The organism is Caloranaerobacter sp. TR13 (assembly GCF_001316435.1).
In the GTDB taxonomy this organism is placed as follows: Bacteria; Bacillota; Clostridia; order Tissierellales; family Thermohalobacteraceae; genus Caloranaerobacter.
Genome location: NZ_JXLL01000001.1, coordinates 244451 through 270740 on the forward strand (window position 1 = coordinate 244451; position 26290 = coordinate 270740).

The 26290-nt window shown below is 29.2% G+C and carries 34 protein-coding genes; 29 read left to right on the forward strand and 5 right to left on the reverse strand.

The genetic code is table 11. The annotated features are described in order from the left end of the window. The first annotated feature begins 219 nt into the window (after positions 1-219). Positions 220-1911, forward strand: a complete 1692-nt coding sequence (locus tag TR13x_RS01100) for a Na+/H+ antiporter NhaC family protein (protein WP_054870035.1) — start codon at positions 220-222, stop codon at positions 1909-1911. A gap of 36 nt (positions 1912-1947) precedes the next feature. On the opposite strand, the gene TR13x_RS01105 is transcribed toward TR13x_RS01100, so the two are convergent. Next, the gene (locus tag TR13x_RS01105; RefSeq protein ID WP_054870036.1) at positions 1948-2892 is read right to left on the reverse strand and encodes a phosphoglycerate dehydrogenase; all 945 of its coding nucleotides are present in this window, start codon (positions 2890-2892) and stop codon (positions 1948-1950) included. A gap of 190 nt (positions 2893-3082) precedes the next feature. Here TR13x_RS01105 and spoIIAA point away from each other — a divergent pair, with 190 nt between their 5' ends. The 12 genes from spoIIAA (at position 3083) to TR13x_RS01155 (ending at position 9979) form a co-directional block, all read left to right on the forward strand. Beyond that, entirely contained in the window at positions 3083-3418 is a 336-nt protein-coding gene (gene spoIIAA, locus TR13x_RS01110; RefSeq protein WP_054870037.1) for an anti-sigma F factor antagonist, read from the forward strand. 13 nt (positions 3419-3431) lie between these two features. Continuing rightward, positions 3432-3869 carry an anti-sigma F factor gene (spoIIAB, locus tag TR13x_RS01115; protein ID WP_054870038.1) on the forward strand — a complete coding sequence of 146 codons (438 nt, stop codon included), beginning with the start codon at positions 3432-3434 and terminating at the stop codon, positions 3867-3869. 5 nt (positions 3870-3874) lie between these two features. Continuing rightward, positions 3875-4648, forward strand: coding sequence for an RNA polymerase sporulation sigma factor SigF (sigF, locus tag TR13x_RS01120; protein WP_054870039.1), 774 nt, complete (start codon positions 3875-3877; stop codon positions 4646-4648). A 72-nt stretch (positions 4649-4720) separates the two neighbouring features. After that, entirely contained in the window at positions 4721-4894 is a 174-nt protein-coding gene (locus tag TR13x_RS11085) for a hypothetical protein (protein WP_161802918.1), read from the forward strand. A gap of 55 nt (positions 4895-4949) precedes the next feature. Next, positions 4950-5483 (forward strand): stage V sporulation protein AA, encoded by a 534-nt coding sequence (locus TR13x_RS01125; protein ID WP_242851709.1) that lies wholly within the window; start codon positions 4950-4952, stop codon positions 5481-5483. A gap of 22 nt (positions 5484-5505) precedes the next feature. Further along, the gene (locus TR13x_RS01130; protein WP_054870041.1) at positions 5506-5922 is read left to right on the forward strand and encodes a stage V sporulation protein AB; all 417 of its coding nucleotides are present in this window, start codon (positions 5506-5508) and stop codon (positions 5920-5922) included. A gap of 24 nt (positions 5923-5946) precedes the next feature. Next, a complete protein-coding gene (locus TR13x_RS11090) occupies positions 5947-6090 on the forward strand; it encodes a hypothetical protein (RefSeq protein WP_161802919.1) in 144 nt (47 codons plus the stop codon). Between the two features lie 12 nt (positions 6091-6102). Further along, positions 6103-6546 (forward strand): stage V sporulation protein AC, encoded by a 444-nt coding sequence (gene spoVAC / locus TR13x_RS01135; protein WP_054870042.1) that lies wholly within the window; start codon positions 6103-6105, stop codon positions 6544-6546. A 6-nt stretch (positions 6547-6552) separates the two neighbouring features. After that, the gene (gene spoVAD, locus TR13x_RS01140) at positions 6553-7578 is read left to right on the forward strand and encodes a stage V sporulation protein AD (protein ID WP_369813256.1); all 1026 of its coding nucleotides are present in this window, start codon (positions 6553-6555) and stop codon (positions 7576-7578) included. Between the two features lie 10 nt (positions 7579-7588). After that, positions 7589-7945 (forward strand): stage V sporulation protein AE, encoded by a 357-nt coding sequence (gene spoVAE / locus TR13x_RS01145; protein ID WP_054870044.1) that lies wholly within the window; start codon positions 7589-7591, stop codon positions 7943-7945. A gap of 17 nt (positions 7946-7962) precedes the next feature. Further along, positions 7963-8538: a stage V sporulation protein AE gene (locus tag TR13x_RS01150; RefSeq protein ID WP_054870045.1), complete on the forward strand. Its 576-nt coding sequence runs from the start codon at positions 7963-7965 to the stop codon at positions 8536-8538. Continuing rightward, positions 8525-9979 carry a spore germination protein gene (locus tag TR13x_RS01155; protein WP_054870046.1) on the forward strand — a complete coding sequence of 485 codons (1455 nt, stop codon included), beginning with the start codon at positions 8525-8527 and terminating at the stop codon, positions 9977-9979. The genes TR13x_RS01150 and TR13x_RS01155 overlap by 14 nt, the downstream gene beginning before the upstream one ends. 18 nt (positions 9980-9997) lie before the next feature. On the opposite strand, the gene TR13x_RS01160 is transcribed toward TR13x_RS01155, so the two are convergent. Next, the gene (locus tag TR13x_RS01160) at positions 9998-12961 is read right to left on the reverse strand and encodes a penicillin-binding protein 1A (protein WP_054870047.1); all 2964 of its coding nucleotides are present in this window, start codon (positions 12959-12961) and stop codon (positions 9998-10000) included. Positions 12962-13145: 184 nt separating this feature from the next. Here TR13x_RS01160 and TR13x_RS01165 point away from each other — a divergent pair, with 184 nt between their 5' ends. The 4 genes from TR13x_RS01165 to TR13x_RS01180 all read left to right on the forward strand — a co-directional run bounded on the left by TR13x_RS01165 (position 13146) and on the right by TR13x_RS01180 (position 16421). Next, positions 13146-13568, forward strand: a complete 423-nt coding sequence (locus tag TR13x_RS01165; protein ID WP_054870048.1) for a hypothetical protein — start codon at positions 13146-13148, stop codon at positions 13566-13568. Positions 13569-13662: 94 nt separating this feature from the next. Beyond that, positions 13663-14319, forward strand: coding sequence for a sporulation protein YunB (gene yunB, locus TR13x_RS01170; RefSeq protein ID WP_082394733.1), 657 nt, complete (start codon positions 13663-13665; stop codon positions 14317-14319). A 141-nt stretch (positions 14320-14460) separates the two neighbouring features. After that, positions 14461-15765, forward strand: a complete 1305-nt coding sequence (gene hflX, locus TR13x_RS01175; RefSeq protein ID WP_054870050.1) for a GTPase HflX — start codon at positions 14461-14463, stop codon at positions 15763-15765. Then, entirely contained in the window at positions 15762-16421 is a 660-nt protein-coding gene (locus TR13x_RS01180; RefSeq protein WP_054870051.1) for a HEAT repeat domain-containing protein, read from the forward strand. Before hflX ends, TR13x_RS01180 begins: the two co-directional genes overlap by 4 nt. Here TR13x_RS01180 and TR13x_RS01185 read toward each other — a convergent pair. Further along, positions 16410-16865: a DUF3189 family protein gene (locus TR13x_RS01185; protein ID WP_054870052.1), complete on the reverse strand. Its 456-nt coding sequence runs from the start codon at positions 16863-16865 to the stop codon at positions 16410-16412. The two genes, TR13x_RS01180 and TR13x_RS01185, sit on opposite strands and share 12 nt — an antisense overlap. A 171-nt stretch (positions 16866-17036) precedes the next feature. Here TR13x_RS01185 and TR13x_RS01190 point away from each other — a divergent pair, with 171 nt between their 5' ends. From TR13x_RS01190 to TR13x_RS01200, 3 genes are all read left to right on the forward strand, one after another. Continuing rightward, complete coding sequence (locus tag TR13x_RS01190) at positions 17037-17471, forward strand: NUDIX hydrolase (RefSeq protein WP_054870053.1); 435 nt, start codon at positions 17037-17039, stop codon at positions 17469-17471. Between the two features lie 80 nt (positions 17472-17551). Continuing rightward, entirely contained in the window at positions 17552-18199 is a 648-nt protein-coding gene (locus TR13x_RS01195) for a YigZ family protein (RefSeq protein ID WP_054870054.1), read from the forward strand. A 93-nt stretch (positions 18200-18292) separates the two neighbouring features. After that, positions 18293-18685 (forward strand): CoA-binding protein, encoded by a 393-nt coding sequence (locus TR13x_RS01200; RefSeq protein WP_054870055.1) that lies wholly within the window; start codon positions 18293-18295, stop codon positions 18683-18685. A 23-nt stretch (positions 18686-18708) separates the two neighbouring features. On the opposite strand, the gene TR13x_RS01205 is transcribed toward TR13x_RS01200, so the two are convergent. After that, positions 18709-19059, reverse strand: a complete 351-nt coding sequence (locus TR13x_RS01205; protein WP_054870056.1) for a sulfite exporter TauE/SafE family protein — start codon at positions 19057-19059, stop codon at positions 18709-18711. Further along, entirely contained in the window at positions 19056-19421 is a 366-nt protein-coding gene (locus tag TR13x_RS01210) for a sulfite exporter TauE/SafE family protein (RefSeq protein WP_054870057.1), read from the reverse strand. The genes TR13x_RS01205 and TR13x_RS01210 overlap by 4 nt, the downstream gene beginning before the upstream one ends. A gap of 136 nt (positions 19422-19557) precedes the next feature. Between TR13x_RS01210 and cysK the strand changes: the two genes are divergently transcribed. From cysK to TR13x_RS01255, 9 genes are all read left to right on the forward strand, one after another. After that, entirely contained in the window at positions 19558-20472 is a 915-nt protein-coding gene (cysK, locus tag TR13x_RS01215; protein WP_054870058.1) for a cysteine synthase A, read from the forward strand. A gap of 63 nt (positions 20473-20535) precedes the next feature. Further along, positions 20536-21261 (forward strand): NAD(+) synthase, encoded by a 726-nt coding sequence (nadE, locus tag TR13x_RS01220; RefSeq protein ID WP_054870059.1) that lies wholly within the window; start codon positions 20536-20538, stop codon positions 21259-21261. Positions 21262-21366: 105 nt separating this feature from the next. Then, the gene (locus tag TR13x_RS01225) at positions 21367-22107 is read left to right on the forward strand and encodes a YebC/PmpR family DNA-binding transcriptional regulator (RefSeq protein ID WP_054870060.1); all 741 of its coding nucleotides are present in this window, start codon (positions 21367-21369) and stop codon (positions 22105-22107) included. A 282-nt stretch (positions 22108-22389) separates the two neighbouring features. Next, on the forward strand, positions 22390-23124 hold the full coding sequence (locus TR13x_RS01230; RefSeq protein ID WP_054870061.1) for a hypothetical protein: 735 nt from the start codon (positions 22390-22392) through the stop codon (positions 23122-23124). Positions 23125-23192: 68 nt separating this feature from the next. Next, complete coding sequence (locus tag TR13x_RS01235) at positions 23193-23801, forward strand: BofC C-terminal domain-containing protein (RefSeq protein WP_054870062.1); 609 nt, start codon at positions 23193-23195, stop codon at positions 23799-23801. A gap of 130 nt (positions 23802-23931) precedes the next feature. Continuing rightward, a complete protein-coding gene (ruvC, locus tag TR13x_RS01240) occupies positions 23932-24426 on the forward strand; it encodes a crossover junction endodeoxyribonuclease RuvC (RefSeq protein ID WP_054870063.1) in 495 nt (164 codons plus the stop codon). A 15-nt stretch (positions 24427-24441) separates the two neighbouring features. Beyond that, positions 24442-25026: a Holliday junction branch migration protein RuvA gene (gene ruvA, locus TR13x_RS01245; RefSeq protein ID WP_054870064.1), complete on the forward strand. Its 585-nt coding sequence runs from the start codon at positions 24442-24444 to the stop codon at positions 25024-25026. 13 nt (positions 25027-25039) lie between these two features. After that, positions 25040-26059 carry a Holliday junction branch migration DNA helicase RuvB gene (gene ruvB, locus TR13x_RS01250; RefSeq protein ID WP_054870065.1) on the forward strand — a complete coding sequence of 340 codons (1020 nt, stop codon included), beginning with the start codon at positions 25040-25042 and terminating at the stop codon, positions 26057-26059. A gap of 5 nt (positions 26060-26064) precedes the next feature. Further along, on the forward strand, positions 26065-26280 hold the full coding sequence (locus TR13x_RS01255) for a DUF2905 domain-containing protein (RefSeq protein WP_054870066.1): 216 nt from the start codon (positions 26065-26067) through the stop codon (positions 26278-26280). Positions 26281-26290 lie beyond the last annotated feature (10 nt).

Consider the following 26290-nt stretch of genomic DNA (forward strand, 5'->3'; position numbering starts at 1 on the left):
TTAAATAAGAGGTGAAAATAAAATGCGATTATGTCGCATTTTATTTTTTGGCCATAAATTCAGAAAATTAAAAAATGTTGAAAATAAAAAAGATATAAAAGAAGGAGATGCTAAATATTTATAGAATATAAAAAAATAAATTACAAAAATTTAATAAAAGGAGGTGTAATGTTAACAAAAATTAACATATATCAATAAATATTTATAAGGAGTGGTTAAATGAAAAATAAAAACATTTTAAGCGTTGTCCTCATTGTGCTACTGTTTGTTTTAGTTGCATTTTTAACACCAGATGTACCAGATGGTGAAACACCTCAATTTGGTTGGTTATCTATTTTGCCACCATTATTAGCGATTGCTTTAGCTTTTATTACTAAACAGGTATTGTTGTCATTATTTTTAGGTGTTTTTATTGGTTCAGTAATGTTAAATGGTGGTAATATTTTCTATGGATTTTTAAGAACTTTAGATAATTTTGTAATCAATTCTGTTGCAGATTCATGGAATGCAGCAATATTGGTATTTACCTTAAGTATTGGTGGTATGATAGGTGTTATAGGTAAAATGGGAGGAACTAAAGCTATTGCTGAAGCATTAGCTAAAAAAGCTAAGACTGTACGAAGTGCACAAATAGTTACTTGGCTTATGGGAATTATAGTTTTCTTTGATGATTATGCAAATACCCTTATAGTAGGACCAACAATGAGACCTCTAACTGACAAGCTAAAAATATCAAGAGAAAAATTAGCTTATATAGTAGACTCAACTGCTGCTCCTGTTACAGGTATGGCTTTAATTTCTACTTGGATAGGATATGAAATTGGTCTTATTAAAGATGCTTATGAAAGTTTAGGTATAAAAGCTAATATCTATGAAGTATTTGTTAATACTATTCCTTATAGATTTTATAGTATATTCGCATTATTATTAGTTTTTATTATAGCTTTTAAATTAAAAGATTTTGGTCCAATGTATAAAGCAGAGAAAAGAGCTAGGCTAACAGGTAAAGTATTAGCAGACGATGCTAAACCTATGGCTAGTGATGAAATTACTAAAATGGAACTTAAAGAAGGAATCAAGCTTAGAGCATCAAATGCAATAGTACCAATTCTTACTTTGATAATAGTTGCATTTATAGGTCTTTGGTATAATGGATATACTTATAGTGAAGGTATAAACTGGTATGATATTAGAACTTGTTTCGGTAATGCAGATGCCAGTGTTGTATTAGTTTGGGCATCAATAGTTGCAAGTATAGTTGCTATTGTTATGGCAATATCTCAGAAAATATTATCTTTAGGAGAAGCATTGGAATCTTGGGTTGATGGTTCTAAGTCATTATTAATTACATGTATTATTCTAGTTCTAGCATGGTCATTAGGCAGTGTTACTAGTTCAGTAGGTACTGCTGATTTCCTTGTTAAGGTAGTATCTGATAAATTACCTAGTGGTTTATTACCAATTATTGTATTCTTGATTTCTTGTGTTGTTGCATTTGCAACAGGAACTTCTTGGGGAACTATGGCAATAGTAATTCCTTTAGCATTACCTCTTGCTAATAGTTATATTTTAGCTGGAACTGGAGCTTCAAATCTTTTAATAGCAACATTAAGTGCAGTTTTAACTGGTTCTATTTTTGGTGACCATTGTTCACCGATTTCAGATACAACAATTATGTCATCTATGGCTTCTGCATCAGACCATATAGACCATGTTAAGACTCAAATACCTTATTCTTTGACAGCTGCTGGAATTGCTATATTAGGTTATATTATAGTTGGAATATTTAAATTAAGTCCAATAGTATCTCTTATAGTTGGTGCAGCACTTCTAGTAGGTATAGTACATTTCTTTGGTAAGAGTACAGCTGAAGAAGATTTACTTTTAGAAGCGAATGAAAGTGCAGAATAATTAAAAGTAAAGCCATCGGTAAAGTCCGATGGCTTTTTAATATCCTTTTTTTAAGTCAACAATGTTAATTAGTTTTTCACCATTGATGTACCTTTTCATATTTTCATATATAACGTTATATCTTCTTTCATTTCTCATTTCTGAAACCCAAGAATTATGTGGTGTTATTATAACATTATCAAATTCCCATAAAGGGTTAGTCTCATTTAATGGTTCTTTTTCAAAAACGTCTAGTGCAGCAAATCTTATTTTCCTATTTTTTAGGTATTTAATTAAGTCGCTTTCATTTATTATACTACCACGAGAAACATTTACAATATATACACCGTCTTTCATAATTTTAAATTTGCTTTCATCAAGTAAATGATGAGTTTTTTCAGTGTATGGAATGGTAAGAACTAAAATATCGCATAAGCTTAAAAAGTGATCAAATTCGGAAATACTGAAGCATTTATCGAAGTACTCTACATCTCTTCCTGTAGTATTTAATCCATATATATTTGCTTCAAATCCTCTAAGCCTCTTTGCTGATTCATAAGCAATACTTCCAGTTCCAATAAAACCTATTGTTTTCCCATAAAGCTCTATAATAGAAGTGTCAATTTTCCAAAGCCTACTACTTTGCTTTTGATAGAAACTTTTACTTCTTTTTAGCATTTCAAGTATTTTTAATACAACCCATTCACCCATGGGTATACTATATCCACCTTTGTTATTAGTTAACAAAATTTGTTTTTCTAATAAATGTTGTTTAGGAACTTGATCTATACCAATACTTGATAATTGAATCCATTTTAGCTTATGTAATTTAGTAATATCTAAAAAGTTGAAAGGGTTATAACATACAAGAACTTCTATGTCTTTTATTTTCTCATTATAGGATAGTTCTTGTTCTTTAATATACACAATTTGATAGCCTAAATCTTCGATTTTTTTCATTTTTTCTTTCCCATAGTTATAAGTAAATAAGACTTTTATCATAATTCACCACCTTTATAATATGCTTTGTATATATTATATCAGAATATTTTGATAAAGTTTATCATTATTTTAAGAAGTATTTTTGATGAAATATTACTTTAAATTACAAAACAAGACAATTTTCATTGAAGGGAAAATATATGTTGATAGAGAATAAATGATAAGATATTAAAAGATAGGGGGGTTAGTTTTGCAATTAAACTTTTATATAATAGGTAAAACTTTAGTTGTAGGCTTTAGTGGGGAGTTAGATCATCATACTGCAGAAAACATCAGGAAAGAGATAGATGATTATTTTGATGAAAAAATGTTAAAAAATATTATTCTAGATTTAGATAATTTGAATTTTATGGACAGTTCTGGTATTGGTTTAATTCTAGGAAGATATAAAAAAGCAATGAATAATGATGGAAAATTATTATTAGTAAATGCGAGTAATAGAGTCAAGAAAATTTTGGAAATGTCAGGAATAACAAAGATAATTAAGATTTATGATTCTGTTAATAATGCTTTAGACAATATATAAGGGGGTGTTTTGTATGCATGATAATTACATGAAATTAGAAATACCAAGTAAGTCACAAAACGAGGCTTTTGCTAGAGTGGTAGTAGCTTCATTTGCGTCTCAATTAGATCCTACTATTGAAGAGTTAGCTGATGTTAAAACAGCAGTATCAGAAGCAGTTACTAACGCAATAATTCATGGTTATGAAAATAAAATGGGGATAATTACTATAGAATGCAGAATAATAGAAAATAAATTGGAAATAATTGTTGAGGACAAGGGTAAAGGAATAGAAGATATAGAGAAAGCTATGGAACCGTTTTATACTTCGAGGCCTGAAATGGAAAGATCAGGTATGGGATTTACAGTAATGGAAACTTTTATGGATGAACTAAAAGTACAATCAGAGGTAGGTAAAGGTACTATAATCAAGATGGTAAAAGAATTTAAAAGTCTATCATCTGAGGGGTAGATAATATGAGCACTAGTACGTTGAGAAAAACCTCTACTGAATTGCTTAGTCATGAAGAAACTATTAAATTAATAAAAAAAGCACAAGCTGGCGATAAAGAGGCTCAAGCAATACTTGTAGATCACAATTTAGGATTAGTTAGGAGTGTATTAAAAAGATTTAATAATAGAGGGTATGATACAGAGGATCTATTTCAATTAGGTTGTATTGGTTTAATTAAAGCGATTCAAAAATTTGAACCTAAATATGAAGTTAGGTTTTCTACATATGCAATTCCTATGATTATAGGTGAGATAAAGAGATTTTTAAGAGATGATGGGATAATAAAGGTTAGTCGATCACTTAAACAAACTGCAGCAAAAGTTAAGTTAGCAAAAGAAAAATTAGCCAAAAAATTAGGGAGAGAACCAACTATAAATGAGATATGTGATGAAGTAAAAATAGATAAGGAAGAAGTTGTAATGGCATTAGATTCTAACTATCAGCCTGATTATTTGTATGATGTAATACACCATGATGATGGTTCACCAATTCATTTAATAGATAAAATTGGCAATAACGAGACTGAAGATTTAGAAGTATTAGATAGAATTGTTCTTAAACAGGCTTTAAGTCAACTAGAGCCGAGAGAAAGACAAATCATTATAATGAGATATTTTAAAGATAAAACACAGACCGAAATTGCTGAAATGCTAGGAATATCACAAGTTCAAGTTTCAAGAATAGAAAAAAGAGTTTTACAAAATATGAGAAACTATTTAAATAGGTATCAAACTTAGATGCCTATTTTTTTGTATTAAAAGAAAGATAGAAGTAAATAATAAAATATGTAAAAGAAATGGAGTGGTTGCATGAAAAGGTATTTTAAAATTATTGTTTGCTTATTTTTATTTATTGTACTTGTTACTTTTGGGTGGTATGTATTTCTAAGTAATAAGTCTATGAAACAAATTCCTAAAAGAGCTAAGTTAGTTTTTAATGTAAATATTAATAACAATGGGGTGATATGCTATAAAAAATACTAATGTATATTTATTTTTTAAAACAAAAGCTACAAAGGAAAAGCAAGAGTCAGTAAGGATAAAAGATATTGCTGATGTTTACTGTGAGGATGTGAACTTACAGAAGGCTATATTAGATATTAAGCTAATTAAAACACCTAATGATAAGAAGTTTGTGAAGATATCTGTACTTGAAGTAATTAAAAAGATAGAAGCTGAATATAAAAATTTGACAATATCAACATTTGGAGTAGATGAAGTTTTAGTAGATATAAATATTAGTGACTCAAATAAGTTTGTTCAATTGATTAAAGTATTTTTAATATCTTTGATTCTTTTTATTGGGGCTGGTCTTGCTATAATAAATTTTCATGCAGATGTAAATATGGAAAAATCACATAAGATAATATACTATCTTATAACTGGGAAAAAAACTGATAAACCACTAACATTACAGATATCATATTCTTTGGGCATTGGTATTGGCATGGCCATTTTTTTAAACCAATTTGGTAAGAAAGGTAAAAAAGAGCCTAGTCCATTAGAAATAGAAATGTATAAATATAAGAAAGATATAGATGATTATAAGATGAATAACAAAAATGAAGATTAATTAACAAAATATGGTGATGAAAATGTTCAAATATATTCTTTTAACATTAATAGGGTTTTCTGGAGGCATTGTAATTGGAAGTGCCTTTATTGCAGTTATCGTATTATTAAATATAATTCCAAGTTTGGCTAAAATGTCTCATACAGAGAAGTTTATTAATATTTATGAGAAAGTTATGGTCTTGTCAGTTGTAGTAATTACACTGTTAGATTTTTTTGATGTTACGTTAAAGATAAATGAAATTTACTTAATTCCGATAGGATTAATAATGGGAATTTTTATTGGTATTTTAGCAGCTGCACTAGCTGAAGTTATTAATGTAGTAGCTGTTTTTGAAAGAAGGGTTAAAATAAAAGATTACATTATTTATATTTTAATAGCTATAGCTATCGGAAAAACTGTAGGTTCATTAATACAATGGCTAGTTTTAGAAAGATAAGGTGATGAAATGACAGAGGATATTATGAAATATTATAAGGAGTTAGGTAAAAGTATTTTTAAAGAAAATATAAATGAGAATGAATTAAGATATCAAGAGAATGCAATAAATTCTGATGATTTAGTGTCAAAATGTGAATTCTTTAAAAAAATAAATCAAATTAAGTAAAGGGGTGATTTTATGGATAAGATTAATCCTAAGGATTACAACAAATATGTTCAGGAGAAAATCCCGAAACCTAGTTACCTAAAAAATTGTCTTTGGGCTTTTTTTGTTGGTGGGCTTATATGTACATTTGGCCAGTTTGTAATAAATTTCTATAAAAGTTTAGGTCTTGATAAAGAAGGAGTATCGACAGCAACAGCAATTACTCTAGTATTTCTTGGAGCTTTTTTTACTGGTTTAGGACTGTATGACAAGTTAGGAAAAAGAGCAGGAGCAGGTTCTATAGTGCCAATAACAGGTTTTGCGAATTCTATTGTATCGCCAGCAATGGAATTTAAAAGAGAAGGCTTCATATTTGGAGTAGCAGCAAGAATGTTTACAATTGCAGGACCAGTTCTTGTGTATGGCTTTGGTAGTTCAGTTATAGTAGGCTTAATATATTATTTAATAAAGAAATAAGGAGGTGTGCACTTGGCTGTAAAGAAACTTGGAAAACAAACAGTAAAATTCGATAATCCACCTTCTATAATATCAACTTATAGTATTGTTGGGCCAAAGGAAGGTGATGGACCACTTAAGGAGTATTTTGACTATATTTTAGAAGATGATTTATGTGGTCAAAAAACTTGGGAAAAGTGCGAATCTAAAATTCTTGAAGATGCTATAAAGATGGCAATAAAAAATGCGCAGTTATCTGAAACACAGGTCGAGTACGTTTTGGCAGGAGATTTATTGAATCAAATTATATCGTCTTCATATGCAGTAAGAAATTTAGGTATACCTTATTTTGGTCTGTATGGTGCTTGTTCAACAATGTCAGAAAGTTTGAGTTTAGGTTCTATGCTTGTTGACGGAGGATATGCAGATTATCTAGTTTGTGCTACATCAAGTCATTTTTGTACTGCTGAAAGGCAGTTTAGATTTCCTCTAGAGTTAGGCAATCAAAGGCCACCAACTTCTCAATGGACCGTTACTGGAGCTGGAGCTGCTGTTTTATCTTCAAGTGGTCTAGGTCCATATGTTACTCATGTTACAACTGGAAAGGTAGTAGATGCTGGTGTTAAGGATGCAAATAATATGGGAGCTGCAATGGCTCCGGCAGCAGCAGATACTATAATACAACATTTTAAAGATACGGGATATAGAATAGAAGATTATGATTTAATAATAACTGGAGATTTAGCTAAAATAGGTAAAGAAATAGCTGAGGAATTTATAGCTAAAGCAGGTTATGATATTTCAGGAATATTTACTGATTGTGGAATTGAAATATTCGACCATGAAAGACAGGATACTCATGCAGGGGGCAGTGGGTGTGGTTGTTCAGCTGTAGTATTTTGTGGATATATTTACAAGTTACTTAAAAATGGAGATCTAAATAGAGTATTATTAGTTTCAACTGGAGCACTACATTCAACTACAAGTACACAACAAGGAGAGTCAATTCCAGGAATAGCTCATGCAGTTACTATTAGTAATACAAGAGAATAGGAGGGATTTAATGGAGTATATAAGAGCTTTTATCATTGGTGGCTTAATTTGTGTGATTGGACAATTACTAATGGATGGAACTAAGCTAACACCAGCACATGTACTAGTAGCTTTTGTTACCTCTGGAGTAGTATTGACTGCAATAGGAATATATGAGCCAATAGTAAATATTGGTGGAGCAGGAGCTACCGTGCCATTACCAGGTTTTGGTTATTCTTTGGCGAAAGGTGTTTTTAAAGCAGTAGATAAAGATGGTTTAATAGGCATCTTTACTGGTGGCATTCAAGCTACTGCAGGAGGTGTATCAGCAGCAATATTTTTTGGTTATATAATGTCTTTAATATTCAATCCTAAAACAAAAAGTTGATTATTGGAAGTGATACTTTGAAAAGGAGAGTTATTTTAGTTACTGATGGTGATATTAATGCACGTAGAGCAGTTGAGATGGCAACTGCTAGGGTAGGAGGAAGATGTATTTCTAGGTCTGCTGGGAATCCAACTCCTTTATCAGGTGAAGAAATTATTGAATTAGTAAAGATAGCAAAATATGATCCAGTCATTGTTATGGTAGATGATAAAGGTAATCCTAACCAAGGACAAGGGGAACAAGTTATAGAAGAGATACTTAAAAGTGAAGAAATAGAGGTTTTGGGGGTTATAGCTGTAGCTTCAAATACTGAAGGCGTTGATGGAGTTGCAGTAGATTTTTCAATTAACTCAAAAGGAGAAAAGGTAGAAAATGCAGTTAATAAATGCGGCACAGAAACTAATAGCAAAGTCTTATATGGAGATACTGTAGATGTTCTAAATAAATATAAAGTGCCAGTTATAGTAGGGATTGGAGATATAGGCAAAATGAATGGGAAAGATGACTCAAAAATAGGAGCTCCTATTTTGACTAAGGCAATAGAAGAAATATTAAGAATGAATAAACAAGGTGATAGTAATGAAAGTATATGACGAAAGAATAAATTACATTTCTGAAAAAATAGGTGTAGGAAAAAGTTTTGATGCTGTTAGGAGAGATTTTGAAGTTGCTGGCAAAAATGCCTCTCTTTTTTTTATAGATGGTTTTGTAAAAGATGAACTAATGATATGGATAATAAAAAGACTGCAAGAGGTTAATAGAGAAGAAATAATACCGAATACTTTAAATAAATTAATTAAAAGAAAGATATCATATATTGAGTGTGATAGTAGTGAAGATTTAGAGGAAATTCAATATTCTTTATTATCAGGGTCTGCTGTTTTGTTTATTGAGGATTTAAAAGAAGCTTTGATAATTGATGTACGAACTTATCCAGCAAGAGGGCCGGAAGAACCAGATTTAGAGAAAGTTACGAGAGGTTCTAGGGATGGCTTTGTTGAAACTATTGTCTTTAATACTGCTTTAATAAGGAGAAGGATAAGAGATCCAAATTTACGTTTTGAATTATATAAAGTTGGTAAAAGGTCTCAAAATGATGTAGTTATTGGCTATATTGAAGATATTACAAATAAGGATTTGATTGATAGTCTTAGAGAAAAAATAAAGAGCATAGATATTGATTCCTTAGTAATGGCTGAAAAGAGTTTAGAAGAGTTTATTTTAGGTAGAAATTTAAATCCATTCCCTCAAGCCAAATTTACTGAAAGACCAGATGTAGCTGCAGCACATTTATTAGAGGGGCATGTAGTATTGTTGGTTGATACAACACCTAGCGTAATGATATTACCCGTTTGCGTTTTTCATTTTACACAACATGCAGAAGATTACTATCAAAATCCTATTATAGGAACTTATATAAGGTGGATAAGATTTTTAGCTATTATTTTATCATATCTTTTACCTTCATTGTGGCTATTGCTAACTAAGAATAAGGCTTTGTTACCAGAATTTTTAAAGTTCATTGGTCCTAAAGAATCAGGAGCGATACCTTTATTATTTCAATTTATAATATTAGAGATAGGTTTAGATATGTTAAGAATAGCATCAATACATACACCAAATGCATTAACAACTTCTCTTGGAATTATAGGAGCATTGCTTTTGAGTGATTTTGCAATCAAAGTTGGATGGTTTATACCAGAAACAGTTTTATATGGTGCAATTGCTGGTATAGGAATGTTTGCAACTCCAAGTATTGAATTTGCTATGGCGATAAGGATATTTAGATTAATATTGCTTATTTTGACCGGATTATTTAGCACGATTGGTTTTGTAATAGGTATCTTTATATTTTTAATTACTTTATTAAGAACAAAATCTTTTGGAGGTATTAATTACACTTGGCCGTTAATACCATTTAATGCAAAAGCTTTATCTACAGTATTAACAAGAAAACCTATTCCAGAAGTATATCAAAGACCAGATTTTCTTAGAGCAAAAGATAAAGATAAGATGAAAGTCGATAAAAAATAAAGAGGCTCAAAAGCCTCTTTAATCGTTCATGTTATTTTCAGTGTTATTTTCTTGAGTATTTATATTTTGTTGGTTACTTTCGTTGTTTTGATTTGTATTTTGTTCAGTATTGTTGAAGAACCATTTATTCAGCCAATCTTTAAAACTGTTTTCTTCATTGTGTACATCACATACTTCTGTTGGTAATGTATATTGATAATCCATTGGGATATAACCATCATTTTCTTCTGGTATATATGGAACTTTTCTTTTTATAAATACTCTTTTTTCAACTAGTTCTGGTGGACAGAATTTATTAGCTAATTTATTTGTACTTGTATCTATTAATGCTTCTACATGAACGTCACAGAATTCAGTTGGCTCTGTACCTTTTATAAAAATTTCTGCTTTAACAGTACTTCCACGAGGGTCTCTTTCGCATAAATCTGTTGCCAGTTTACCGGATTCTGTACAGATATTTCTAACAACAAATCCTTGAGGCTTAACAAAGTCTTTAGGTTCAAAACCATTATGGATTTCTTTCATGATGTTTTTCCATAAGATAGATGCTATTTTACTACCTTGTGATAGTTTGACCCCAGGATTATCATTACCTATCCAAACACCACCAATATAATATGGAGTGTATCCAATAAACCAAGCATCTGCTTTGTTTTGTGTTGTACCAGTCTTACCAGCAACTGGTATTGTTGTATTATACTGATAAAGCTGAGCTCTCCAACCAGTACCTCTTGTTACAACTCCTTTCAGAATATCAGTCATAAGATATGCTACTTGTGGTGTAACAACTCTGTTTTTAAGAGCTTTATTTTCATATATAACATTGCCATCTCTGTCAACAATTTTTGTAAAAGAAATCGGTTCAATATAAATACCTTGATTAGCAATAGAAGCATAAGCTTTAGTCATATCTAATGGTGTAAATCCTTTTGACAAACCACCAAGAGCAAGTGAAGCTAAATTCTCATCATTAACTCTTTTATTTTCGCTTCTTGATACGAAGTTGTCTTTGCTTGGATCAGCTTCATTTATTATACCTTCTCTAGTTAAATATTCAATTGAAGTGTCGATGCCTATATCTTGTAATACTTTTACTGCGATAACATTTACTGATTGTTCAACGGCTTCTCTTAGAGTAGTTAAACCTAAAAAGTCATCATCTTTTCTTTTCTTTCCATATTTAGTTTTACCATACCAGTTTTCAGGCCATAGATTCCCTTTACTATCATAATGTGGAATATCATCTATTACTGTAGCTGCAGTATACCCATTGTCTAAAGCTGGTAAATAAACTGCTATTGGTTTTATAGCAGAACCAGGCTGTCGTTGTGAATGAACAGCTCTGTTAAGGACTTTGTTACCCTTTACATTTCTTCCGCCAACTAAAGCTTTTATCTCACCTGTTGTATAATCCATAATTACTACAGCAGATTGTGGCTGTACAATACCTGTTTTATTAATATAGAAATATTTTGAATTAATTAAAAGGTTTTTATTTTCATCAACTTTATAAAAATCTTTATTTTGATTTAAGAAATTACTTTTAATGACTACTCTTTTCTTTTTATCTATATAGTAATTTTCTTTTGAAATATCAAGAGAACCAACAGTATGTGTAACTAGATTTTTATTGCTGTCAATAGTATAGTAATCTGTTATATCTACAGTTTTTGGATATACATTTAACTTTTTATTTCTTATTATAAGATTACCATTAGAAAAATCAAAAGTTCCTTTTTCTATAATTAAATTATAATTTTTATCTAATAGATTTTCTTTTTTGTAAAGTATAACTTTTTTATAGCTATCTAGAACATTTCCATACTTATCTCTTGACCAGCTTATTAATACAGGTCCTTTTACTTTAGATGTATCTCCTACTATGACATTAATGAAATTATCATAAATTTTTTCTACTTTATGCTGCATATCAATATCCATAGTAGAATATATTTTTAAACCACCTGTATATAATTCTCTTTTGGCTTGTTCCTTTGTATATCCTAACTTGTTTACTAAAGTGTCTAAAACTTGTTCTTTTACATAATCAGTAAAGTATGATGAAATACCTTTTATTTTTTTCTGCCCTGGTTTTATAGCTTTCTTTATATCTTCTTTAAGTGCCTTTTGATATTCCTCTTCAGTAATATAGTTTTGTTCTTTCATCATTTTTAGTACTAATCTCTGTCTTTCAAGAGCCTTATTGTTAAATACAGCAGTATACTTTGTTCCATATATATCATATTCTCCAATGACGTAATATTTATCTTTATCAACATTTTCCGATTTTAATAAAATATATGGAGAATAGATTGTTGGGCTTTTTGGTATACCAGCTAATAATGCACTTTCTGCTAGAGTCAATTCATTAACGTTTTTTGAAAAATATGTTTGAGCAGCTTCTTGAATTCCGAAAGCACCTTTGCCTAAGTCGACTGTATTAAGGTATAGTGTTAAAATCTGATCTTTTGTGAGGTGTCTTTCGATTTGTATTGCTATATAAGCTTCCTTGATTTTTCTAGTAAGTTTTTTTTCACGGCTTAAATATACATTTTTTGCAAGCTGTTGGGTTATTGTACTTCCACCTTCTACAATTTGTCTTTCTTTTATGTCTTTAATTAAAGCTCCGATTATTCTGATAAAATCTAAACCTATATGTTTTCTAAATCTAGCATCTTCTATAGCAATAAAAGCATTTTCTAAATAATCAGGGATTTCATCAAGATCTTTTATTATTGTTCTGTATTCTTGAGTTTCAATTTTTTCAATAAGATTTCCATTCTTATCTAAAATAATAGAATTTTCACTTAAAAGAGAATCAATTTTTGTTGGATCAATTTTGGGCGTGTTTTTTATAACTGCAAATACAAGACCTCCAACAGAACCAACAGTAATAAATATTACCAATAATAAAACAATTAGTATGAACTTTAGGATGCTGAGCTTTTTCTTCTTTTTAGATCTTTTTTTGTTTTCTGTCATAATATTACCTCCTTTAAAATGAGGGCACCAACATCAAAGTTAATTATAACATATAAACAGAAGTTTGTTAAATTAGAGTAGGTTATGCAATAAATATGCTGTCATTTTAAAATATTATGTAACTTAAAAAACATATAAACATATTATACTAGTGAAAAAACACAGGAAGAAAGGAGGTTAAAAAATGGATAATAATAAACTAAATTTTGATTATATGTTCAATAGAATACTATACGATGATATTATTATAAATAAATTTAATGAATTTCTTGAAAAATATGAAGATAAATCTGATAAATATATTTACCAAGAAATAGAAAGAGTTCAAAAAGAGGTTCCTGATGCGGTTAAAAGAAGACACATTAAAAATCTTGAAGCAATTTCTAAATTTGAAGGTTTTGTAACAGAAGATATTAAAAGAGAAATTGAAAAACTAAAGCGATTAATAAATGTAGAATCATCAGAAAACAAAAAAATATCAGATAGGGAGTTAGAGAATCAATTTTTTAGTCCTACAAGCTTGTTGTTATGGTTCTTGCTATTGGTAATGATATACAGGAGAAGAAGGTATCGTAAACCTTATCACAGAAGACCTTATAGACATTAACAAAATAAATTTTTAAATATAAGTAGTATATGAGAGCTTTTTAATTAAAACTTTTTCACCCTTCCTGCATATAATGTTAGGAGGGGTGTTTATTTTGAAACAAGCTAGAAATAAAAAGAAAAAAACTTTTATTATATTAGTTGTGATATTAGTTATAATAATTTACGGATTTATTATAATAGATAGAAATATCAAACCAACGGTTTTGGCCATTTGTGAGGCTAAAGCTAGAATGATAGCGACGCAAGCGATAAATGATGCAGTACGAGCAAAAATAAATGAAGATATTAATTATAATGATTTAATTTTTCTAAAATATGATAATCAAGGCAAAGTTACAATGATGCAAGCCAATACAGTTTTAATGAATAGCATTGCATCCGAAGTAGCATTAGAAGTTCAGGAAAACATGAGACAAATAGCAGCAAGTAATATAAGAATTCCTTTAGGAAATGCACTTAATAGTCAGATACTATCTCAATGGGGGCCTAAAATAAATATAAATATAGTACCACAAGGCACAGTAACTGTAGATTTTACAACAGAGTTTGAGGAATCGGGTATAAATCAAACTAGACATAAAGTTTTTTTAACGATAAAAACTAATGTTAGAATTATTGTTCCCTTGACTTCAGAAACAATACAAGTATCAACTAATGTACCGATAGCCGAAACAGTAATAGTAGGAGATGTGCCTCAATATTATATTAGAGTGCCTGAAAATGAAATATTAAACGTTGTACCTGACTAGATATATCTAGAAAAGAATATAAAAATGATATATTATATTATTAGTTAAAAATAATTAAAGTTAGTGTTAAAAGTTTTATTGTAACAATTTAACGAATAGCGAATGGCGAGTGACTAATGACAATTTTAAAGAGGTGAATTTATGGCAATTTACATTAACACTACAGAAGATGAAAGAGTTTTGTTAGTAGGTATAGACTTACAAAAAAAATCACAGATTAGTATAGAAAGTTCAATGAAAGAGTTAGAAGAGCTAGTAAAGGCTGCTGGAGGAATACCGATTTCAAGTATTGTTCAAAAGAGAAATAGAATAGATTCATCTTATTTTATAGGTAAAGGTAAAGTTGAAGAAATTAGATTATATTGTGATGAGTTAGATATAGATACAGTTGTTTTTAATGATGAACTATCAGGTATGCAAATGAGAAATATCGAAAGTATAGTAGAAAGAAAGATTATTGATAGAACTACATTAATATTAGATATATTTGCAAATAGAGCGACAACTAAAGAAGGAAAATTACAGGTTGAATTAGCACAATTAAAGTATAGATTACCTAGATTAGTAGGTTTAGGTAAATCCCTGTCAAGAACAGGTGCTGGTATTGGGACTAGAGGTCCAGGAGAGAAAAAATTGGAAATTGATAGAAGGCATATATTAAGGAGAATTTCAGAAATAGAGAGACAATTACAAGAAGTAAAAAAAGTTAGAGAGGTTAAGAGAAAACGTAGAGACAAATCTTCGTTGCCAATTGTTGCTTTAATTGGGTATACAAATGCAGGAAAATCCACTTTACTAAATACTATTTTAAATATTTGTAGTGAAGATTTTGAAAATAAAGAAGTATTTGCATATGATATGCTTTTTGCTACATTGGAGACAACACTAAGAAGAGCAAAACTACCTAATGGACATGATTTTTTAATAACAGATACAGTTGGTTTTGTAAGTAAGTTGCCAACTCATTTAATTGAAGCATTTAAAGGTACTTTAGAAGAAATAAAATTTGCCGATTTATTACTTCATGTAGTTGATTGTACTAATAAAGATTTAGATATACAAATTAAAACAACTTTAGACATTATTAAAGATTTGAGAGTTTTTGATAAACCTATTATAACTGTTTTCAATAAAGTAGATAAAATTAAAGAAGAAGACCTAGTATATAATATCAGTGGACCAAAATTGTTTATATCTGCAAAAGAAGGTAAGAATATTGATAAATTATTGAACATGATACAAGATTACTTTAGTAAGAAATATTATAAAGTAAATCTTTTGGTTCCTTATAGTGATTTAGATATAATGTCTAAATTTTTTGATACAGCTAAGGTTGAAGAATATAATTATCAAGAAAATGGTGTTTTAATAAAAACTGTATTAGATGAAGCTAATTACAACAAGTATTATAAATATGTAACTGAAAATAAGGATGAGACTATATGAAAAAAGCTGAACTAACTTGGAGTAATTTAAAAGAACTGAAAGATTATCAAATAACTTACTTACTATATTTAGAAGGTAGGAGTGTTGATGAAATTTCTATTATTAGAAGGATGTCTAAAGAACAGATTGAAAGACATATTTTAGAATGTAAGATTAATTTAAGTAAAAAAATATCAGAAGAAGATTTACTAATTAGAATAATTAGTTTGAACAAGGAAGATAGATTGGAATATTTAAATAGGATGAATAAAACTGAAAAAGAAGTTTTAGTAATGGAAATATACAAAAGATATATCAGATTCAAAAATATTGAGGACAGAATGATTTTAATATGGTTAATAGGAGAGCTTAAGGATAAAAGGTTACTACCTTTCATTAGAATGGAGCTGAGAAGTAAGCATGTAAATATAAGGAGACTATGCTGTTCAGCTCTTGGTAAAATTAAAGATGAGAAAACCAAAGATTGGTTAGAGGAGGCATTGGAAGATATAAATCCTCAGGTTAGACAATACGCAGCAAAAGCTTTAAAATATATAGGCAATGAAGAAACAATTGATAAACTTAGAAAAATAATTACTTATGAGAAAGAAAAAGATTATGTAAAAAAAGCAGCTTACAATTCTTTAGTTAGCATTGAAGCAAAATTAGCAAATTAGCTTTTTAGTGTTTTCAACTATTTTAACTAATTTGTTATATGATAGTATTGTACCATATGCAACTATAGGACGTCCAAATGCAACAAGATTAAGTCGTCTTGAGCTAAAGCCTCCTATTTTCATTAAGATATTTACACCATCCATTGTATTGACTAGTAATAAATCATCTTTATTTCCTCCAGCAAGCTCCCATGCATCTTTTATTGCTGGTATTACAAGATGTGGTACAAATTGTCTGCTTAATGTAAATACTTTATGTCCTTTTTCATCTATACCTCGAAAAATAATTTTACCTTGGTCTTTTTTGTTTAACGTATCAAAGTATGATAAAGAAAGTATATCTTTTAAACTAGGTTTTTTATTATTTGGGAGTAGACCAAGATGAATTGCAGATGCTATTGCAGACGAATGAGCTCCCCCGACACAATGATAAATTATATACATTTAATCACCTCGTGAAAGATTAATACAAATATAATTTTCCCAAATTCTATAAAAATAATTATATAAATTAAGTTTTAAACATAAACTAGTTGCAAAAGAAAATTTCAGAATTATATTGCAATTAAAAATATTTTAAATTATAATAAAATTAAAAAGTGGGAGGGAATACCAATGCTGTTTAGAAACTGTGCTGGTGGTGTAGTGTTTTATGGCGACAAGGTTTTTATTTTAAAAAATGAAAAAGGTGAATGGGTATTACCTAAAGGAAAGATTCGTAACGAATTCCTAGCGCATGAGACTGCGGTAAGTAGAGTTAAGGAAGAAACAGGACTTGAGGTTTCTATTGTGTCAACTGCTGGGGAGACTAGTTACGAATTTTTTTCTATTACAAGACAAAGACCAGTTTGTAATGAAATAATATGGTACATCATGGAAGCAAAAAATAAAGATTTTATTATAAATAAGGATGAGGGCTTTAAAGATGGTGGATTTTTTGATGTTGAAGATGCACTTAAACTAATTACATATAGCCAGGATAAAGCTTTGGTTAGTTTATCATTTAAAAAATATCAAAAATTAAGAGATAAAAAAGTAGCTTATGTATAGGGCAGTTATTGCCCTTTATTTTTTTTGTTTAAATGATTATAATTAGAATAGCTGAAGCTAATATAAAGGGGAGATTCAGAATGAAAAACAAGTATAAAACATTACATGAATACGGTAAGGATGAGATTATCATAAATAAATCGAAATTTATTGGGTATGCTAAGCCTATAAATAGTGAACAAGAAGCAATTGAATTTATTAATGAGATAAGGGCTAAACATAGAGATGCAACACATAATGTGTATGCTTATGTTTTTGGCGAAAATAATAATATTCAAAGATATAGTGATGATGGTGAACCAAGTGGAACTGCAGGCATACCAGTTCTTGAAGTTATAAAGAAAGAAGATTTAAGAAATGTCGTTGTTGTAGTAACTAGGTATTTTGGTGGAATTAAGCTAGGTGCTGGAGGATTAGTTAGGGCTTATACTAAAGGTGCAAAGATTGGTATTGAAGCTGGTGTTATTGTTGAGAAGGTATTATTTAAAAGAATAATGGCCAGAATAGACTATACTCTATATGGAAGAGTTGAAAATGATTTACTTAGAGGTGGATATATCATAGATAATGTAACTTATGATACAGCAGTAAATTTAATTATTTTATGTGAAGTAGATAATATTACTGAATTGACAAATTTATTAATAGATATAACTAACGGTAGAGTACAAATTGAAGAATTAGACGAAGAATACTATTCAGTTAAGGATGGTAAAATAATTAAATAATATTATTCTTTTTAAATAAGAATATTTAATAATTTACAATTTAGAGTTATAATATACGTGGGTATGGTATATCGTCTGAAAAGGAGGTATAATATGGATAAAATTGAAATGAACAAGAAAGAAATGCTAGAAAAGAAGGTATGGGCAGTAGTAGGTGCTACAAATAATAAAGAAAAATTCGGCTATAAAATATGGAAAAAGTTAAAAGATAATGGATATGAAGTTTATGCAGTAAATCCAAAATATGATAATATTGATAGTGAAGCTTGTTATCCTACATTAAAAGATTTACCTAAAATACCAGATGTAGTGGATTTCGTTGTTCCACCTAAAGTAACGTTAAAAGGTATTGAGCATGCACACGAACTTGGAATAGAATATTTATGGTTTCAACCAGGAACAGCAGACGAAGAAGTTATTGAAAAAGCTGAGAGTTTAGGTAAAAAAATAGTTTTTCATGACTGTGTTTTAGTAGCTTTAGATTAGAAAAGGTTCCATTATGGAGCCTTTTACTTTTTTTTGTAGCAAAATTCATATATTCCCATTAAAAATAGAAAAATTGCAAAAAATTTTCTAAGCATTTTTGGATTGATATTAATTGCAATCGTAGAACCTACAAATGCACCAATTAGTCCAGTTATAATTATTGGAAAAGCTATTTTTAAAAGTATATTTCTATTATAGAAATGAATGAATAATGCAGTTATTGCAGTTGGTATAAATACTAGGAGATTAATACCTTGAGCTTCATGTTGAGTTAAAGTTGTAAATAAGATAAGACCAGGAATTAGAATAGTACCTCCACCAATACCTAAACCACTTATTATTCCAGAAAAAAGACCTATGATAAAAAGAATCATTTAATCACCATCCTAATTGCTGCGATAATCATAAAAATGCCAAAAATTTTTCTTAGTATATTTGTAGGAATTTTATTTAGTAATTTTGATCCTACTACACTACCTAAAATTGACCCGATAACTACAGGTAGTGCTACTTTGTAAACTAACATACCCTGTTTTAAATAAATAAAAGTACTAACTAAGGTAATAGGTAAAATTATGAAAATTGCTGTAGCATGAGCTTTATGTTCTTCTATATCTAGTAAAAATACAAGAGATGGCACAATAATAGTACCTCCACCTGATCCAAATAGGCCATTAATTATTCCAGTTAAAAAACCTACTAGTAAAGACTTATATATTTTTTTATTTAGTAGCATACTATCACCATAAAAGATATTTTATTTGTAAATTTTCCTTAAATAAGTTTAATTATTCACTTGACAAAAAATAATATAAAAAATATTATATACATATAAACCTATAAGATTACTAGGAAATAAAAGGAGGGTTATTATGGTTTATAGTAGTATAATAGAAACAGTAGGAAATACTCCTATAGTAAAGTTAAACAGATCAGTTGATGAAAATAGTGCAGATGTATATGTAAAGCTTGAATACTTTAATCCTGGAAGTAGTGTAAAAGACAGGATTGCTTTGAATATGATTGAACAAGCAGAAAAAGAGGGTAAATTAACTAAGAATTCAGTTATAATAGAACCGACTAGTGGAAATACAGGCATAGGATTGGCTATGATTGGTGCAGCTAAAGGCTATAAAGTAGTTTTAGTAATGCCGGATACAATGAGCATAGAGAGAAGAAACTTATTAAAAGCTTATGGTGCTGAATTAGTATTGACTCCTGGTGCAAAGGGTATGAAAGGAGCAATAGAAAAAGCAAAAGAACTTTTAGAACAAAATGATAATTACTTTATGCCGCAACAATTTGAAAACCCAAGCAATCCGGAAATTCATAGAAGAACAACTGCAAGAGAGATTATAGAACAAATGGATGGAGATTTTGATGTATTTGTAGCTGGAGTTGGTACAGGTGGTACTTTAACTGGTGTAGCTCAAGTTCTAAAGCAAGAAATGAAAAATGTAGAAATAGTAGCAGTGGAGCCTGAAAAATCACCAGTTTTATCTGGAGGGCAACCTGGACCACATAAAATACAAGGTATAGGAGCAGGTTTTATACCAAAAATATTAGATAAAGACTTGATAGATAGTATAGAAAAAGTTAGGGATGAAGATGCAATTGATACAATTAGAAAAATAGCTAGAAATGAGGGAATATTGTTAGGTATATCATCAGGAGCAGCTATATATGTAGCTTTAAACAAAGCAAAGGAATTAGGAAAAGGTAAAAAAGTAGTAGTAATTGCTCCTGATAACGGAGAAAGGTATTTAAGTACAGGAATATTTGAGTAAGCTATTTACTATCTCCATTAAATGTGGTATTTTATATTTAAACGCTTAATGGAGGGTAGTAAAATGGAAAATGTAGAAAGAGTATGTGATAATCTAGTAATTTGGTTAAGAGACAAAGTACAAGAAGCGGGATGTAAAGGCTTAGTTGTTGGATTAAGTGGCGGTATTGATTCAGCTGTAGTAGCTGCCTTAGCTAAAAGAGCTTTTCCCGAGGATTCATTAGGTGTAATAATGCCGTGCCATAGCAACAGCAAAGATGAAGAACATGCTAGATTAGTAGCAGAAACAATAGGCTTAAAGACAGTTAAAGTTGATTTATCAAAAACATTTGATAATTTAATAGATGAGTTGAAAGATGATGGAGCTAATTTGTTAGCAGTATCTAATATAAAACCAAGATTAAGAATGACAACCTTATACTATTTTGCACAGAAAAACAAATATTTAGTAGCAGGTACAGGTAATAAGAGTGAATTGACTATAGGCTATTTCACTAAATATGGTGATAGTGGGGTAGATTTACTTCCAATTTCAGATTTTGTTAAATTTGAAGTAAAAGAGTTAGCTAAATTCTTAGGAATTCCTGAAATAATTATAAATAAACCACCTTCAGCAGGTTTATGGGAAAATCAAACAGATGAAAACGAGATGGGATTCAGCTATAAAGAATTAGATTCCTTTATACTAACAGGTGAAGCAGATCCAAAAGTAAAAGAAAAGATAGTTACAATGAATAAATTAAGTGAGCATAAGAGAAGAATGCCATTGATGTTTAAGAGAGAAGAGTAAAGGCTTTGCCTTTGCTCTTTTTTTATGGTATATTATTTTCGATAGATTATTCATATATAGTATTGAATTATTTGATTTTTATATATTTTATAAGGAGGTTAAATTATGGCAGGACACTCAAAATGGGCTAATATAAAACATAGAAAAGGAAAGCAAGATGCGAAAAGAGCAAAGATTTTTACAAAATTAACTAGAGCTATAATAGTAGCAGCTAGAGAGGGAGGAGCAGACCCAGAATATAATACTGCTTTAAAAACTGCTATTGAAAAAGCAAAAGCTGCAAATATGCCAAATGATAATATAGAGAGAGCAATAAAAAAGGGTGCTGGAGAATTAGATGGTGTTAACTATGAAGAAATAACATATGAAGGGTATGGACCAGGTGGAATTGCAGTATTGGTTGAAGTTTTAACTGACAATAGAAATCGTACTGCATCTGACATAAGACATTATTTCAGTAAATTTGGTGGAAATTTAGGATCTACTGGCTGTGTTTCATTTATGTTTGATAGAAAAGGCGTTTTAATAATTGAAAAAGAAGATGGAATTGACGAAGAAGAGTTAATGATGCAAGCAATAGAAGCTGGAGCTGAGGATTTTATAACAGAAGAAGAATATTTTGAAATAACAACAAGTCCAGAAGATTTTGCAAACGTGAGAGATTCATTAAAACAAGCAGGATACACATTCACAACTGCAGAAATTTCTTTTATACCTCAAAATACAAGCAAATTAACTGATGAAGATGATATCAAGAATATGACTAAGCTTATAGATGCTTTAGAAGATAATGATGATGTACAAAACGTATATCATAACTGGGAGATGCCAGAGGATTTAGAGTAATTTAGTTTCATAATACACTTCTAAATTCGATTTAGAAGTGTATTTTATTTTTTGAAAAATATTTAGGTGATTTTAACAATATGTTAAATTAAGTTATTTTACCTATTGACTTATTAGTAATTCTAAAGTAGGATAGATAGAGTCTACTATTATTCAAAGATTAAATAAAAAAACTTTAATGTAAATAATAAAGTAATTAAAACTTGGTTTATGCAAAGAAAAAAGTTATGCATGTTTAAACCTCCTTTTTTATGGTAATAATTGCTAGATGGAGGGATATCTATGTCAACTGCGCCCAAAAAGCTATGGGATATATATGAAGGACTTAAAAATCAATTTTTATTTCATAATGATATTAATTCAATTTATATCCTACTAGCTTTATATGATTTAGAAGAAAATATAAGTAATATACGCCCTAAATATACATGCACAAAAAGTATTAAAAGGCGTATTAAATATATATTGAAAAATAGGACAAACAGAGAATTAATAGCTCGAAACATAAGCGTATTAATTCATGAAGATATAAATAGATTAGAATTATGTTTTTATTTAGAAGGTTATAAGTACGGCTATAATAATAAAAAGTGGGTAGATAGATTAGAGAAGAAAGCTATAGAATTACATGGACTTGAAGGGCTTTATAATAATAATTATCTATTTCACTATGATTTTAGTAATCTTGAGATAGCAGAGATTAGAAGAGCTTTAAGAAGAGAAATTGATAGCAAAGAGAAGAAAGATAGACAAATTGAAGGTTTAGTTTACACATTTTGCAACAAAATTATAAAAAAGAAGATAAAGAATTTAGATAGATATGTTGATAAGCAGCTAAAAATAGATTTTAATCCCTATAATTATAGTATTAAGGAAGAGGATTATAAACTAAAGGAAGAAGAACAGGATAAAATTTATCATTCTGTTGTAAGTGTTATTATAAAAAACGTAAAAGATATATATAAAGATGCAAGTTGGTATGCTATCAATGATAGAGTCTTAAAAAGGTATATTTAATATATTTTGAATGTATAGAAATTGGTAATTTGGAAAAAATATTCCTCAAGAGATTGGGAGGGATATTTATGAAAAAAATTTCAAAAGTTGCATTTGTAACTTTTGCATTTTCACTGCTTTTAATAAGTTTTATATATGGATATAATGTCGGGAATAAGAAAGCTATTAAGAAACCTCAAAAGGAATTAACGATTAAAGGTACAGAGAATAATATTGTTGACTATAAAGACGATAGTAATGTTGAAAGTGTAGAGAAAGAAGAAAAGATTATTGGACCTAATACTGTTATTGAATATATAAATTATTATAAAAAATGCAATGATACTTTAACACAAATAGTAGAACCAGAAAAAGCAATAATAAATTTAAATGAAGAAGATTATAAGAAGTATTTAGAAACAGATCATCCAAATTGGCAATTATTGTCTTTTTCAAACGAAAAAGTCATAGTTAAGAGAGAATTAGATAGATATTGTCCAAATCATTACATAATAAGCGTTAAAGACAATAAGATTGCTATATTCAAGTTCAATGATATGGGTGAAAAAGTATTAGTTGAAATAATAAACAAATCTGTATCAACTTTAAAAGAAATAGATCAGAAAAGATTAAAAAAAGGTATAGTAGTAGATTCGGAAGAAGAAATAGGGGACATTATAGAAAATTTTATAAGCTAAAAGCTAGGATAATGTTAATACCTAGCTTTTTTGTTTTAATTAATTATGATAAAATACTTATATACCATATTTACTTAGTGTGGATTTTAAAGTATAATACGAATATATGTTTGCATAGGGAGATGATTTAATGATTATAGTAGGAATAGATCCAGGAATTGCGATAGTAGGTTATGGTGTTATTGAAAAAAAGGGAAATAAACTTAAAGCTATAAAATATGGAGCTATAACAACTGAACCAAATATTTCATTACCTTACAGATTAAAAGTTGTTTATGACGAGTTAACAAAAATACTTTTAGAATACAAGCCAGATGCGTTTGCTATAGAAGAACTTTTTTTTAATAAAAATGTAAAGACTGCTATTACTATAGGACAAGCTAGAGGGGTTGAAATATTAGCAGCTGTTAATTGTGGAATAGATATTTATGAGTATACTCCACTTCAAGTTAAGCAAGGTGTTGTAGGTTATGGTAGAGCACAAAAAAAGCAAGTTCAAGAAATGGTAAAACTATTATTAAATCTAAATGAAATTCCAAAACCTGATGATGTTGCAGATGCTTTAGCTGTTGCAATATGTCATGCACATTCAGGTAGATTCAAAGATTTATTTAAGATTAGATAAAATAGGAGGAATTTGATGTTCAGTTATATAATTGGTGATATAAGCGAGATAGGTGAAGATTACATAGTGATAGATAATCATGGAATTGGATATTTTATCAATACATCAAAAAATACAATTTGTAATTTAAAAGATAAATTAAAAGGTATAAAGGTTCATACACACTTTCATGTAAGAGAAGATGGCATTAGTATATACGGATTCATTAGTAAAGAAGAATTAGAAATGTTTAAATTATTATTACTAGTATCTAAGATAGGTCCTAAAGTAGCTCTTGGTATACTTTCATCGTTAACACCAGATAGCATTAAACAAGCAATATTAAATGAAGATATAAAATTACTTTCAACAGCTCAAGGAATAGGTTTAAAGACAGGTAAAAGAATTGTTTTAGAATTAAAAGATAAAATAAAAGATGATATATTTACAGAAATAAGTATTTTTAAAACTGACTCATTTGTTGATGAAGCTGTTGGAGCATTGATTTCTTTAGGATATAGTAGATCCGAAATAAATAATGTTTTATCAAAAACTGATACATCAGGTTTGAAAACGGAAGAAATAATTAAGATTGCCCTAAAGAAATTGTCAACTAAGTAGGGAGGAAGAATATATGAGTAGTATAACTGAAGAAAGTAGGATAATTACAAGTAATTTGAAGTATGAGGACTATGAGATAGAAAACACATTAAGACCGAGAAAAATCGAGGATTATATAGGACAAAGTAAAGTAAAAGAAAAGCTTAAAATATTTATTGAAGCAGCTAAGAAGCGAAATGAGTCATTAGATCATGTTTTGCTTTATGGACCACCTGGTCTTGGAAAGACAACATTGGCTAATATTATAGCAAATGAAATGGGAGTTAATATAAAAATCACATCAGGACCAGCTATAGAAAGGCAGGGTGACCTTGCTGCGATACTAACTAATTTAGAAGAAAATGACGTTCTTTTTATAGATGAGATACACAGATTAAATAGAAATGTTGAAGAAATTCTCTATCCAGCAATGGAAGATTATGTATTAGATATAGTTATAGGAAAAGGTCCTAGTGCTAAGTCAATAAGACTCGATTTATCTAAATTTACTCTTATAGGAGCTACAACAAGAGCAGGTTTGTTAACATCTCCACTAAGAGATAGATTCGGAGTAATTTGTAAATTGGATTTTTATGACGTAGAAAATCTTAAAAAAATAATAATAAGGTCAGCATATATTTTAGGTGTAAAAATTGATGATGATGGTGCAAATGAGATAGCAAAGCGTTCAAGAGGAACACCTCGTATTGCAAATAGACTTCTTAAAAGAGTTAGAGATTATGCACAAGTTGTAGAAGATGGAATTATCACAAAAAGTGTAGCTCAAAAAGCTTTAGAATTGTTAGAAGTAGATGAAATGGGATTAGATAACGTAGACAAAAAACTATTATATACAATAATATATAAATTTAATGGAGGGCCTGTAGGGCTTGATACATTAGCAGCTTCTACAGGAGAAGAAAGCAATACTATAGAAGATGTTTATGAACCATATTTACTTCAGCTGGGATTTATTAATAGAACGCCTAGAGGTAGGATTGTAACTAAGAAATGTTTAGATTATTTTAAAATTAAAATAGATGAGTTGGGGTGAAATAAATGGAATCATTAGGTAGGCTTCTTGTAGTAATTGGCCTTATCTTCATTATTTTAGGTGGATTTTTAATTATATTTCAAAAAGTAGGGTTAGGAAAGCTACCTGGTGACATTGTGTATCAAAAAGGTAATTTTACTTTTGTTTTTCCTATAGTTACAAGTATTGTTTTAAGTATAATTCTATCAATAATTATAAATATTATTTCAAGACTAAAGTAAGAATACGATA

Excerpts from the sequence above, each read along its gene's own strand:
- TR13x_RS01225 (WP_054870060.1), top strand. The coding sequence starts at position 21,367 with ATGGCAGGACACTCAAAATGGGCTAATATAAAACATAGAAAAGGAAAG.
- spoIIAB (WP_054870038.1), top strand. The coding sequence starts at position 3,432 with ATGCATGATAATTACATGAAATTAGAAATACCAAGTAAGTCACAAAAC.
- TR13x_RS01185 (WP_054870052.1), bottom strand. The coding sequence starts at position 16,865 with ATGTATATAATTTATCATTGTGTCGGGGGAGCTCATTCGTCTGCAATA.
- TR13x_RS01100 (WP_054870035.1), top strand. The coding sequence starts at position 220 with ATGAAAAATAAAAACATTTTAAGCGTTGTCCTCATTGTGCTACTGTTT.
- TR13x_RS01255 (WP_054870066.1), top strand. The coding sequence starts at position 26,065 with ATGGAATCATTAGGTAGGCTTCTTGTAGTAATTGGCCTTATCTTCATT.
- TR13x_RS11085 (WP_161802918.1), top strand. The coding sequence starts at position 4,721 with ATGAAAAGGTATTTTAAAATTATTGTTTGCTTATTTTTATTTATTGTA.
- TR13x_RS11090 (WP_161802919.1), top strand. The coding sequence starts at position 5,947 with ATGAAATATTATAAGGAGTTAGGTAAAAGTATTTTTAAAGAAAATATA.
- TR13x_RS01105 (WP_054870036.1), bottom strand. The coding sequence starts at position 2,892 with ATGATAAAAGTCTTATTTACTTATAACTATGGGAAAGAAAAAATGAAA.
- ruvC (WP_054870063.1), top strand. The coding sequence starts at position 23,932 with ATGATTATAGTAGGAATAGATCCAGGAATTGCGATAGTAGGTTATGGT.
- TR13x_RS01130 (WP_054870041.1), top strand. The coding sequence starts at position 5,506 with ATGTTCAAATATATTCTTTTAACATTAATAGGGTTTTCTGGAGGCATT.
- TR13x_RS01180 (WP_054870051.1), top strand. The coding sequence starts at position 15,762 with ATGAAAAAAGCTGAACTAACTTGGAGTAATTTAAAAGAACTGAAAGAT.
- cysK (WP_054870058.1), top strand. The coding sequence starts at position 19,558 with ATGGTTTATAGTAGTATAATAGAAACAGTAGGAAATACTCCTATAGTA.
- nadE (WP_054870059.1), top strand. The coding sequence starts at position 20,536 with ATGGAAAATGTAGAAAGAGTATGTGATAATCTAGTAATTTGGTTAAGA.
- TR13x_RS01210 (WP_054870057.1), bottom strand. The coding sequence starts at position 19,421 with ATGCTACTAAATAAAAAAATATATAAGTCTTTACTAGTAGGTTTTTTA.
- ruvB (WP_054870065.1), top strand. The coding sequence starts at position 25,040 with ATGAGTAGTATAACTGAAGAAAGTAGGATAATTACAAGTAATTTGAAG.
- TR13x_RS01160 (WP_054870047.1), bottom strand. The coding sequence starts at position 12,961 with ATGACAGAAAACAAAAAAAGATCTAAAAAGAAGAAAAAGCTCAGCATC.
- spoVAE (WP_054870044.1), top strand. The coding sequence starts at position 7,589 with ATGGAGTATATAAGAGCTTTTATCATTGGTGGCTTAATTTGTGTGATT.
- TR13x_RS01155 (WP_054870046.1), top strand. The coding sequence starts at position 8,525 with ATGAAAGTATATGACGAAAGAATAAATTACATTTCTGAAAAAATAGGT.
- hflX (WP_054870050.1), top strand. The coding sequence starts at position 14,461 with ATGGCAATTTACATTAACACTACAGAAGATGAAAGAGTTTTGTTAGTA.
- TR13x_RS01165 (WP_054870048.1), top strand. The coding sequence starts at position 13,146 with ATGGATAATAATAAACTAAATTTTGATTATATGTTCAATAGAATACTA.
- ruvA (WP_054870064.1), top strand. The coding sequence starts at position 24,442 with ATGTTCAGTTATATAATTGGTGATATAAGCGAGATAGGTGAAGATTAC.
- TR13x_RS01200 (WP_054870055.1), top strand. The coding sequence starts at position 18,293 with ATGGATAAAATTGAAATGAACAAGAAAGAAATGCTAGAAAAGAAGGTA.
- TR13x_RS01230 (WP_054870061.1), top strand. The coding sequence starts at position 22,390 with ATGTCAACTGCGCCCAAAAAGCTATGGGATATATATGAAGGACTTAAA.
- TR13x_RS01195 (WP_054870054.1), top strand. The coding sequence starts at position 17,552 with ATGAAAAACAAGTATAAAACATTACATGAATACGGTAAGGATGAGATT.
- TR13x_RS01205 (WP_054870056.1), bottom strand. The coding sequence starts at position 19,059 with ATGATTCTTTTTATCATAGGTCTTTTTTCTGGAATAATAAGTGGTTTA.
- TR13x_RS01235 (WP_054870062.1), top strand. The coding sequence starts at position 23,193 with ATGAAAAAAATTTCAAAAGTTGCATTTGTAACTTTTGCATTTTCACTG.
- spoVAC (WP_054870042.1), top strand. The coding sequence starts at position 6,103 with ATGGATAAGATTAATCCTAAGGATTACAACAAATATGTTCAGGAGAAA.
- sigF (WP_054870039.1), top strand. The coding sequence starts at position 3,875 with ATGAGCACTAGTACGTTGAGAAAAACCTCTACTGAATTGCTTAGTCAT.
- TR13x_RS01190 (WP_054870053.1), top strand. The coding sequence starts at position 17,037 with ATGCTGTTTAGAAACTGTGCTGGTGGTGTAGTGTTTTATGGCGACAAG.